Origin of the sequence: Microbulbifer sp. 2205BS26-8 (genome assembly GCF_030731025.1) — a bacterium.
Taxonomy (GTDB): Bacteria; Pseudomonadota; Gammaproteobacteria; order Pseudomonadales; family Cellvibrionaceae; genus Microbulbifer; species Microbulbifer spongiae.
Window position 1 is genome coordinate 94750 of sequence record NZ_JAVAMR010000008.1, and the last position, 9733, is coordinate 104482.

Annotated in this window: 8 protein-coding genes; 4 read left to right on the top strand and 4 right to left on the bottom strand. The window is 61.0% G+C overall.

Translation table 11 applies throughout. The annotated features are described in order from the left end of the window. Positions 1 to 233: 233 nt before the first annotated feature. Together Q5Y71_RS04725 and Q5Y71_RS04730 are read right to left on the bottom strand one after the other, a co-directional pair. The gene (locus Q5Y71_RS04725; protein WP_306040502.1) at positions 234 to 776 is read right to left on the bottom strand and encodes a DUF934 domain-containing protein; all 543 of its coding nucleotides are present in this window, start codon (positions 774 to 776) and stop codon (positions 234 to 236) included. Then, on the bottom strand, positions 760 to 2421 hold the full coding sequence (locus Q5Y71_RS04730; protein WP_306040504.1) for a nitrite/sulfite reductase: 1662 nt from the start codon (positions 2419 to 2421) through the stop codon (positions 760 to 762). The genes Q5Y71_RS04725 and Q5Y71_RS04730 overlap by 17 nt, the downstream gene beginning before the upstream one ends. A 244-nt stretch (positions 2422 to 2665) precedes the next feature. Here Q5Y71_RS04730 and Q5Y71_RS04735 point away from each other — a divergent pair, with 244 nt between their 5' ends. Continuing rightward, a complete protein-coding gene (locus Q5Y71_RS04735; protein WP_301414320.1) occupies positions 2666 to 2803 on the top strand; it encodes a hypothetical protein in 138 nt (45 codons plus the stop codon). A 91-nt stretch (positions 2804 to 2894) separates the two neighbouring features. Here the strand turns inward: Q5Y71_RS04735 and Q5Y71_RS04740 are convergent, their stop codons facing one another. Next, complete coding sequence (locus Q5Y71_RS04740; protein WP_301414319.1) at positions 2895 to 3116, bottom strand: DUF2970 domain-containing protein; 222 nt, start codon at positions 3114 to 3116, stop codon at positions 2895 to 2897. A gap of 4 nt (positions 3117 to 3120) precedes the next feature. Further along, positions 3121 to 6816 carry a methionine synthase gene (gene metH, locus Q5Y71_RS04745; RefSeq protein ID WP_306040507.1) on the bottom strand — a complete coding sequence of 1232 codons (3696 nt, stop codon included), beginning with the start codon at positions 6814 to 6816 and terminating at the stop codon, positions 3121 to 3123. Positions 6817 to 7126: 310 nt separating this feature from the next. Between metH and Q5Y71_RS04750 the strand changes: the two genes are divergently transcribed. The 3 genes from Q5Y71_RS04750 to nfuA all read left to right on the top strand — a co-directional run bounded on the left by Q5Y71_RS04750 (position 7127) and on the right by nfuA (position 9610). Beyond that, a complete protein-coding gene (locus Q5Y71_RS04750) occupies positions 7127 to 8158 on the top strand; it encodes an NADP-dependent oxidoreductase (RefSeq protein WP_306040509.1) in 1032 nt (343 codons plus the stop codon). A gap of 72 nt (positions 8159 to 8230) precedes the next feature. After that, positions 8231 to 8911, top strand: a complete 681-nt coding sequence (locus tag Q5Y71_RS04755) for a type 1 glutamine amidotransferase domain-containing protein (RefSeq protein WP_306040511.1) — start codon at positions 8231 to 8233, stop codon at positions 8909 to 8911. Between the two features lie 108 nt (positions 8912 to 9019). Then, positions 9020 to 9610, top strand: a complete 591-nt coding sequence (nfuA, locus tag Q5Y71_RS04760) for a Fe-S biogenesis protein NfuA (RefSeq protein WP_306040513.1) — start codon at positions 9020 to 9022, stop codon at positions 9608 to 9610. Positions 9611 to 9733: the final 123 nt, after the last annotated feature.

Here is a 9733-nt window from a genome sequence, read left to right on the forward strand (position 1 = left end):
CGAAATGCAATCCAATAAGATTATTTTGATGCCTGTATTTCTAACTGCCTGCGAATAGAAAAATGGCAATGCCCGCCTGAAACCTACAAGTAGCATTGACTCTTGTCAGCGCCTGTCCCGGTGTTGCCATGGCACAGCAGGGGGCGGCTGTTGATGTGCGGTTGCCCCTGCCATGCTTTTTTCGCTTCCCTGGAAGCATCCAGCACCCTGGCAGGGGGGCGTTAAACGCCGGTTTACAGGCGGCGTCGGAACAGGGGCAGCGGCTGGTCGACACCGGCCTGGTAGCTGTCGCTGAAGTCGTGCAGGGAGTCGTGCAGGCTGGCGAGGGGCTCGTCACCCTCGAAAGCGTAGGCGTTAAAGCCGCAGCGCCGCAGATAGGTAAGCTGGTCGCGCATAAAACCGCCCACGGCGCGCAACTCGCCCTTGAAGCCGAAGCGCTCGCGTAACAAACGGCCTGTGGTGAAGCCGCGGCCATCGGCGAAGGCGGGAAAGTGCACGGCGATCAGCGGGCATTCGGTCGCCGCTGCGCCAATCGATTCCGCGCCCTCGTCACTGTCGAGCCATACGCCGATTTCGCCACTGCGCGCAGTGAGCGCCCGGCGCTGGGTCTGCCACTGGCGCAGGGGCAAAATCACCTTTCCCGCAGCCGGGATATCGGGGCTTTCCCCCGCTGCTGTTTGCGCCAGCAAGCGCCACTGGTTGGGGCGGACCTCGCCGTCGATAATCAGCTCGCTGGGGTTGCCCGGCTGCGGGCCCGGTTTAGCCGGCTTTGGCATAAACGCTCTCCTTAAAGGGCTGCAGGCCAATGCGCTTGTAGGTGTCGAGAAACGACTCGGCGGTGCGGCGCTGTTGCACATAGAGGTCGAGGATCTTGCCGATCACCTCCGGGACTTCCGCGCGGGAGAAACTGGGCCCCAGCACCCTGGCCAGGCTGGCATCATTGGCGGCGCTGCCGCCGAGCTGGATCTGGTAGAACTCCTGGCCTTTCTTATCCACGCCGAGAATGCCGATATGCCCCACATGGTGGTGGCCACAGGCGTTCATACAGCCGGAGATATTCAGGTTCAGATCGCCCAGGTCGTAGAGGTAATCCATGTCGTCAAAGCGGCGCTGGATCGCCTCCGCCACCGGGATGGATTTGGCATTGGCCAGGGAGCAGTAGTCACCACCGGGACAGCAGATCATGTCGGTGAGGGTGCCGATATTCGGGGTGGCGAAACCGTGTTGGCGCGCCTGCTGCCACAGTGCGTACAACCTGCCCTGTTCAACATCGGCGAGCACCACATTCTGATCGTGGGTGACCCGTGCCTCGCCAAAACTGAACGCGTCGGCGAGATCGGCAATGGCATCCAGTTGGCGGTCGGTCACATCGCCGGGGGGGACGCCGGTGGGCTTGGTGGATAACTTGATGGCGCGGTAACCCGCTACCCGGTGGCAATAGGTGTTGCGCTCCAACCAGCGCGCGAAGGCTTTGTCACCCTCTGCCTGCTGTTGCAGGGCGGCTTCGCTGGCGCTGCCGTCGAAGCTTTTGTAAGCGGGGGCGGTGAAGAAGGATCTGGCCCACTGCAGCGCCTGCGGGGTCAGTTTTTCTGCGCCGTCTTTACCCTGCTGCCACTCCTCTTCCACCCGGCGGCCAAACTCCTCGGGACCCAGGGCTTTCACCAGGATTTTGATGCGCGCCTTGTACTTGTTGTCGCGGCGGCCGAGGCGATTGTAAACGCGGACAATGGCTTCCAGGTAGGAGAGCAGGTCCGCTTCCGGCAGGAAGTCGCGGATGGTTTCGGCAATCACCGGCGTGCGCCCCTGGCCGCCGCCAGCGAGTATCTGGAATCCCAGATCGCCGTCGCGCTTGGTGATCTGCACGCCGATATCGTGTACCCGGATGGCGGCGCGGTCCTGTTGGGAACCGCTCACCGCGATCTTGAATTTGCGCGGCAGGAAGGCGAATTCCGGGTGGAAGCTGGACCACTGGCGGATCAATTCGCAGTAGGGGCGGGGATCGGCAATCTCGTCGGGGGCGATGCCCGCGAAGGGGTCCGAGGTGGTGTTGCGGATACAGTTGCCGCTGGTCTGCACTGCGTGCATTTCCACCTCGGCCAGTTCGGTGAGGATATCGGGCACATCTTCCAGGTGCGGCCAGTTGAACTGCAGGTTTTGGCGCGTGGTGAAGTGCGCGTAGCCCTTATCGTAGTCGCGGCTTATACGGGCCAGGCGGCGCAGCTGGGTGCTGTTGAGGAGGCCGTAGGGCACGGCGATGCGGAGCATGGGGGCCAGCCGCTGGATATAGAGGCCATTTTGCAGTCGCAGCACCAGGAACTGCTCCTCACTCAGCTCGCCTGCGAGGAAGCGTTGCGTCTGGCCGCGGAACTGGGCCACGCGGTCATTGAGTATGGCGCGGTCCCGATCGTCGTATCGATACATTACAGCTTGATTCCATTGCCTGTGTGCGCTGGTGGCGGAGAAAGGGGCGGGCCCCGGGCGGTTCTCCGAGGGCGCATAACATACCAGCGCGCTTATGCAAAAAATAACAATATTTTTCGCTATGTCTGTAACCAACGGTTATAAGGTAGGTGGTGGGTCCAGCAGGTCCGCCTTGCGCCCCCCGCGGGGATTTGGTCTACTTGACTGGCCGTTGCCAACGGCCTATCTGCGTTGAATAACAATAATGAGCAATCGGAGAGATTCGATGAGTGATGAAGTTGTTGCCGCCCCGGAAGATGACAACGTCGTAGACGCCCTCGCCGCCGTGGCACTGGTGGCTGTGTTCGTCGTTACCTGTGTTTTCTGGGTCGCCACCCGATAGTCGGCCCCCAGGCCCGGAGCTGAGCGGTGCCGGGCAAACCCTCCTCAAGCGCTGGCCGGGGCTGCATACCGCGACCGCGCAAGTGCGCCGCTCAGCCCATATTGCTGAGCACGCCCTTCACAATCCCCGCCAGGATCAGCACAAACAGGATTGTAAAAACGATGCCGGCTACCAGGTAGTGCATCACGCTGCCGCTCTGAAAGTCCCGCTTGCGGTTCTTGTTGCTCTGCACACCGATGGCGGCCGCCAGGGTGCTGAGCACTATCTGGCCAAAGCCGGGCTTGTCTGCTTTCTTGCCGTTGCTCTCTTGCACAGGCTCACTCCTCAAGATTGGGGCGCAGCCAGCGCGCCAGTTCCCGCGCGCTGACCCCTTTGCGTTCTGCCAGGCTTTGCAGCTGGTCCCTGCCGATTTTGCCGACATTGAAGTACTTTGCCTGCGGATGGGCAAAGTACCAGCCACTCACCGCCGCTGCAGGCATCATGGCAAAGTGCTCGGTGAGGCTGACCCCTGCATTTTGCTCCGCCTGCAGCAATCTGAACAGGGTGGCTTTTTCCGAATGATCCGGGCAGGCCGGGTAACCGGGGGCGGGGCGAATACCCCGATAGGCCTCTTTGATCAGCTGTGCATTGCTGAGCGCCTCGTCCGGTGCATAGCCCCAGTATTCCGTGCGCACCTGGCGGTGCAGGGTTTCGGCGAAAGACTCCGCCAATCGGTCTGCCAGGGCCTTGACCATAATGGCGTTGTAGTCGTCGTTTTTGGCGGCGTAGCTGTCCGCCAGCGCATCCGCGCCGATACCGGTGGTGACCGCGAAGCCCCCCACATAATCCATTTGGCCGGATGCCAGTGGGGCGACAAAGTCTGCCAGGGAGCGGCACAGCCCATCGCCCCCGCGCTTTTGCACCTGTTGACGCATGTGGTGCAGGCGCGCCAGCTCTGCACTGCGGTTTTCGTCTTTGTAAACAATAATATCGTCGCCGATGCTGTTGGCGGGCCAGAGCCCGAACACGGCGCGGGCGCGCAGGTGTTTTTGCTGGATTATTTCGTCCAGCATGCGCTGCGCATTCCTGTAGAGATCCGTGGCGGCTTCACCCACGATGGCATCGTCCAGAATGCCGGGGAATTTTCCCGCCAGATCCCAGGCAATAAAAAAGGGCGTCCAGTCCAGAGTGTCGAGCAGCTTTTGCAGGGGAAAGTCGTCAATGACCGTCAGGCCCAGTTTGTTGGGTCGAGTAGGGCGGTAGTTTTGGCAGTCAAATTCCGGCGCCGCATCGCGCGCCTGCATATAGGTCAGGGGGGTGTCGTTGCGCTTGCGGTTGGCGGTGCGGTGGCGCACTTTTTCGTACTCAGCGCGTATTTTTTCTACAAAGGGCGGGCGCAGCGTATCGGAAATCAGGCTGCTGGCCACTCCCACTGCGCGGGAGGCGTCGGCCACATAGACCACCTGGTTGCGCTTGAACTGGGGCTCAATCTTGACGGCGGTATGCGCCTTGGAGGTGGTGGCGCCGCCGATCAGCAGGGGCATATCAAACCCCTGGCGCTCCATTTCGGCTGCCACGTGCACCATTTCATCCAGGGAGGGGGTGATCAGGCCGGACAGGCCAATGATGTCGCAGGCTTTTTCCCGCGCGGTCTGCAGGATGGTCTCGGCGGGCACCATTACACCGAGATCGATGACCTCGTAATTGTTACAGGCCAGTACCACCCCCACGATATTCTTGCCGATATCGTGCACATCGCCCTTTACCGTGGCCATCAGAATACGGCCGTTGGAACGGCTGTCTTCGGTTTTTTCCGCCTCGATATACGGCTGCAGGTAGGCCACTGCCTGTTTCATCACGCGGGCGGATTTCACCACCTGGGGCAGGAACATCTTACCCTCGCCAAACAGGTCGCCGACGATATTCATACCGTCCATTAGCGGCCCTTCGATGACGTCCAGGGGGCGGGAAGCGCTTGCGCGGGCCGCCTCGGTATCCTCTTCGATATAGCTGTTGACACCCTTTACCAGGGCGTGGGCCAGGCGCTCGTTCACCGGTAGCTGGCGCCAGCTCAGGTCCTCCTTGCGCGCGGTGGCGCCGCCTTCGCCCTGATAGTTGGGGGCGATATCCAGCAGGGCCTCGGTGGCCTCACTGCTGCGATTGAGAATGACATCCTCGACCTTTTCCCGCAGTTCCTGCGGCAGTTCGTCGTAGACCGCCAGCTGGCCGGCGTTGACGATGCCCATATTGAGACCGGCTTTGATAGCGTGGAACAGGAATACCGAATGGATTGCCTCGCGCACCGGGTTGTTGCCACGAAAGGAGAAGGAGACATTGGAGACACCGCCGCTTATCTGGGCACCGGGCAGATTGTTGCGAATCCAGCGGCAGGCCCGGATAAAGTCCACCGCGTAATTGTTGTGCTCCTCGATACCGGTGGCGACGGCGAAAATATTTGGGTCAAAAATAATATCCGTGGGATCGAACCCGACTTCCCGTACGAGCACATCGTAGCTGCGCTGGCAGATTGCGATCTTGCGCTCGAAGGTGTCTGCCTGGCCCTCCTCGTCAAAGGCCATTACCACCACAGCCGCACCATAGCGCAGGCACAAGCGTGCTTTATCGATAAACTCCTCCCTGCCTTCCTTGAGGCTGATGGAGTTGACGATGGGCTTGCCCTGGATGCACTGCAGGCCCGCTTCGATCACCGCCCACTTGGAAGAGTCCACCATAAACGGCACCCTGGCGATGTCCGGTTCGGTGGCGGCGAGGTTGAGGAAACGGCGCATAGCGGCGAGCGCATCGAGCATCGCCTCATCCATATTGAAATCGATCACCTGAGCGCCGTCTTCCACCTGGGTGGCGGCGACCTGCAGGGCGGTATCGTAGTCCTCCTCCAGAATCAGGCGTTTGAAGCGGGCGGAACCCGTGACGTTGCAGCGCTCGCCCACATTGACAAACAGCGCGCTTTCATCGGCGACAAAGGGCTCCAGGCCGGACAGGCGCAGGGCCGGTTTGATCTCCGGTGGCTGGCGCGGGGCCACTGGGGCGACTGCCCCGGCAATGGCGCGGATGTGGTCGGGGGTGGTACCGCAGCAGCCACCGAGGATATTGATAAAACCGCTGCGGGCAAACTCCGCCACAATTGCGGCCGTTTGCTCCGGGGTTTCGTCGTATTCGCCAAACTCGTTGGGTAGGCCCGCATTGGGGTGGGCGGAGACATAGGCGGTGCAGACGCCTGACAATGCCTCTATATACGGGCGCAACTCGGTGGCGCCGAGGGCGCAGTTGAGGCCCACGGAAAGCGGTTTGGCATGGGCGATGGAATAGTAAAACGCCTCGGTGGTCTGGCCGGACAGGGTGCGGCCGGAGGCATCGGTAATGGTGCCGGAGAGCATGAGCGGCAGTTCAAAACCCAGCGTCTCGAACAACCGTTGCATGGCGAAGATGGCCGCTTTGGCATTGAGGGTATCGAAGATGGTCTCGATCAGAATCAGGTCGCTGCCGCCCTCGATCAGGGCGCGCCCGGCTTCCAGGTAGTTCTCTACCAGAGCCTCGAAAGTGACATTGCGCGCGCCGGGATCATTGACATCCGGCGAGATACTGGCGGTGCGGGAAGTGGGCCCGATCACCCCGGCCACCCAGCGGGGACGCGCCGGTGTGGAGAGGGCATCCGCGGCGCGGCGGGCGATTTCGGCGGAGGTGCGGTTCAGCTCCTCCACCAGATGCGCCATATCGTAATCGGATTGGGACAGCCGGGTCGCGTTAAATGTATTGGTTTCGATAATGTCGGCGCCCGCCTGCAGGTATTCCCGATGGATCTGCTCGATCAGTTCGGGGCGGGTCAGGCTCAGCAGGTCATTGTTGCCCTTGAGGTCCCGGGCAAAGTCGGCGAAGCGCTCGCCCCGGTAGTCGGACTCCCCCAGCTTTGCCCTTTGGATCATGGTCCCCATGGCGCCATCCAGGATCAAGATACGCTGAGCCAGTGCCGTGTTGAGTTGCTCGAGGCGCCGGTTGCGAGACGGCTGCAACATGTACCAGTCCTTACTTGGTGTCGGGGGCGGGAAAGGCGTCAATCTTAGCACAGGCACGCCCTTTGACGGATGGCGACCTGATTGCCTTCGGCCGCTGCGCCCACTTCACTGGTCGATTTTTGTCTGCTACAGGCACTGTATCCTACAGGGTCTGGCGCGTAGGCCATAAAGCCCTAGACGTTCCGTCTGCCTGGTACTACCTTTGCGTGCCTGGAAAACCAGATTGAGGCGGCGGGGTGTACTGAATGTCCATAAAATGCGCCCGCATACCAGGCGTTCCAGATTGCACAGCCACAAGGAGAAGAACAGGATGCAAACCAGTGATAAGAACCGCCGGGTGATACTTGCCTCCCGGCCCGAGGGGCCCCCCGGAGAGGATAACTTCCGTATTGAGGAGGTGGCCGTGCCACAGCCGCAAGACGGTCAGGTGCTGTTGCGCACAGTGTATTTATCTCTGGATCCCTATATGCGCGGCCGTATGAGCGATGCCAAGTCCTATTCGGAGCCTGTCGCCCTCGGCGATACCATGGTGGGAGGCACCGTGAGCCGTGTTGTCGAATCCCGCCTGTCGGGCTACGCGGTCGGCGATTGGGTACTGGGCTACAGTGGCTGGCAGGACTATGCGCTCTCTGATGGTACCGGTCTCGTCAATATGGGCGCCAACCCCGATCATCCCTCCTATGCCCTGGGCGTATTGGGCATGCCGGGTATCACGGCTTATTTTGGCCTGCTGGAAATTGGTGAGCCGAGGCCGGATGAGACCCTCGTTGTGGCGGCAGCCACCGGACCTGTGGGGTCGGTGGTGGGACAGATCGGCAAGATCCAGGGCTGTCGTGTCATCGGTGTTGCAGGCAGCATCGAGAAATGCCGCTACGGGGTGGAGGAACTGGGATTTGATCGATGCCTCAATCACCGCGATGCCGACTTTCCCGAACAGCTGGCCGCGGCCTGCCCCAGCGGAATCGATATCTACTTCGAAAGTGTTGGCGGTGCGGTGTTTGATGCAGTGTTGCCACTGCTGAATGACTTTGCGCGCATCCCCCTGTGCGGCCTGGTCTCCCAGTACAATGCCACTGCACTGCCGCCGGGGCCCGATCGGATGAGCCTGTTGATGCGCGACGTGCTGATCAAGCGCCTGAAAATCCAGGGTTATATCATCTTCGACCAGTATGCGCGCTTCGGTGCATTCAGTGAGGCTTTGGGCCAATGGGTCGGCGAGGGCAAAATCCGCTATCGCGAGGATATCGTGCGGGGCCTGGAGCGGGCCCCGCGGGCGTTTATGGGCCTGTTACAGGGCGAAAACTTTGGCAAGCTGGTGGTGCGCGTAGGCGCCGACGACTGAGCTGTCCTGTCTGTATTGACGCCCTGGCACGCCGATGGGCTGCCAGGGACATGAAAGCATGCGGAGAATGCGATGAAGATCCTGATGGTATTGACCTCTCACGACAAACTGGGTGAAACCGGCCAGCAAACCGGTTTCTGGCTGGAGGAGTTTGCCGCCCCTTATTATGTCTTTAAGGGCGCTGGCGCCGAAGTTACCCTGGCCTCCCCGGAAGGAGGACAGCCCCCCCTGGACCCCAAAAGTGCCGAGCCGGAGTTCCAGACCGAGGCCACCCGGCGCTTCCACGGCGACCCGGCGGCGCAACAGGCGCTGGCCAATACAGTGAAACTTGCCCATCTGCACGCGCGGGATTTCGATGCAGTCTTCTACCCGGGTGGACACGGTCCCCTGTGGGACCTGGCGGAGGACCGGGCGTCCATCGCCCTGATCGAGGATTTCCACGGGGCGGACAAGCCCATTGGCGCGGTGTGCCATGGACCCGCGGTATTCCGCCATACCCAGCGCAAAGGCGGCGTGCCACTGGTATCCGGCAAGAGTGTCACGGGCTTCTCGAACTCTGAAGAGGCTGCAGTGGAACTGCTGGACGTGGTGCCCTTTCTGGTGGAGGAGATGCTCCGGGACCGGGGTGGTCACTATTCCAAGGGCGCGGATTGGGCACCTTATGTGGTGGTGGATGGCAAGCTGGTGACAGGGCAAAACCCCGCGTCCTCTGTGGAGGCCGCCGAAACCCTGTTGGGGTTTATCCCGGTCTGAGGCCGGGCGAGGGCGCTGCTCGCGCGCCCTCGCAAACAGAGCGGTTTCCCTTGTGCGCTTGGGGGCGTAAAATACCCGACAGAGAAACTCGGTTATTTGAGAAGGCTTATGTCAGATTTGAATGTGACCATTACCGAATCCGCTCAGGCATACTTGAAAGAGCTGCTGGACAAGCAGGAGTGCGAGGGTATTGCCATTCGCATGTTTGTCTCCAGTCCGGGCACGCCGAATGCCGAGACCTGTATCGCCTACTGCCGCCCGGGGGAAGAGGAGGAAGACGATGTGGTCATGGAGATGAACGGTTTCAGGGCCTACTTTGAAGAGCGCAGTGTGCCCTATCTGGACGAGGCCCGCGTCGACTATTCCCCGGACAAAATGGGCGGGCAGCTCACCATTCGCGCCCCCAACTCCCGCATGCCCAAAATCACCGATGACAGCCCGATTGAGGATCGCATCAATTATGTGCTCTACAACGAGATCAACCCCGGCCTGGCGGCCCATGGGGGGCAGGTGAGCCTGGTGGAGGTTACCGAGGACAAATATGCCGTGTTGCGGTTTGGCGGTGGTTGCCAGGGTTGTGGCATGGTGGATATGACCCTGAAAGAGGGCGTTGAAAAAACGCTGAAAGAAAAAATTCCCGAGCTTGCCGGTGTGAAAGATATTACCGACCACTCCGACAAGTCCCAGGCTTATTATTGAATGGACCTTGCCAGCGTAGGGACAGCTCCCTTCGCAGTATCTGTTTGAACCCGCGCACCCGGCGGGCGCGCTGTTGTTGGCCACAGGCCGGAGCGCGTCCGCATCCCCAGCGGCTGCCCCTAG

What these genes read in the sequence shown, in the direction of transcription:
- Q5Y71_RS04735 (WP_301414320.1), top strand. Translation starts at nt 2,666, where the DNA reads ATGAGCAATCGGAGAGATTCGATGAGTGATGAAGTTGTTGCCGCCCCG.
- Q5Y71_RS04725 (WP_306040502.1), bottom strand. Translation starts at nt 776, where the DNA reads ATGCCAAAGCCGGCTAAACCGGGCCCGCAGCCGGGCAACCCCAGCGAG.
- metH (WP_306040507.1), bottom strand. Translation starts at nt 6,816, where the DNA reads ATGTTGCAGCCGTCTCGCAACCGGCGCCTCGAGCAACTCAACACGGCA.
- Q5Y71_RS04730 (WP_306040504.1), bottom strand. Translation starts at nt 2,421, where the DNA reads ATGTATCGATACGACGATCGGGACCGCGCCATACTCAATGACCGCGTG.
- Q5Y71_RS04755 (WP_306040511.1), top strand. Translation starts at nt 8,231, where the DNA reads ATGAAGATCCTGATGGTATTGACCTCTCACGACAAACTGGGTGAAACC.
- Q5Y71_RS04750 (WP_306040509.1), top strand. Translation starts at nt 7,127, where the DNA reads ATGCAAACCAGTGATAAGAACCGCCGGGTGATACTTGCCTCCCGGCCC.
- nfuA (WP_306040513.1), top strand. Translation starts at nt 9,020, where the DNA reads ATGTCAGATTTGAATGTGACCATTACCGAATCCGCTCAGGCATACTTG.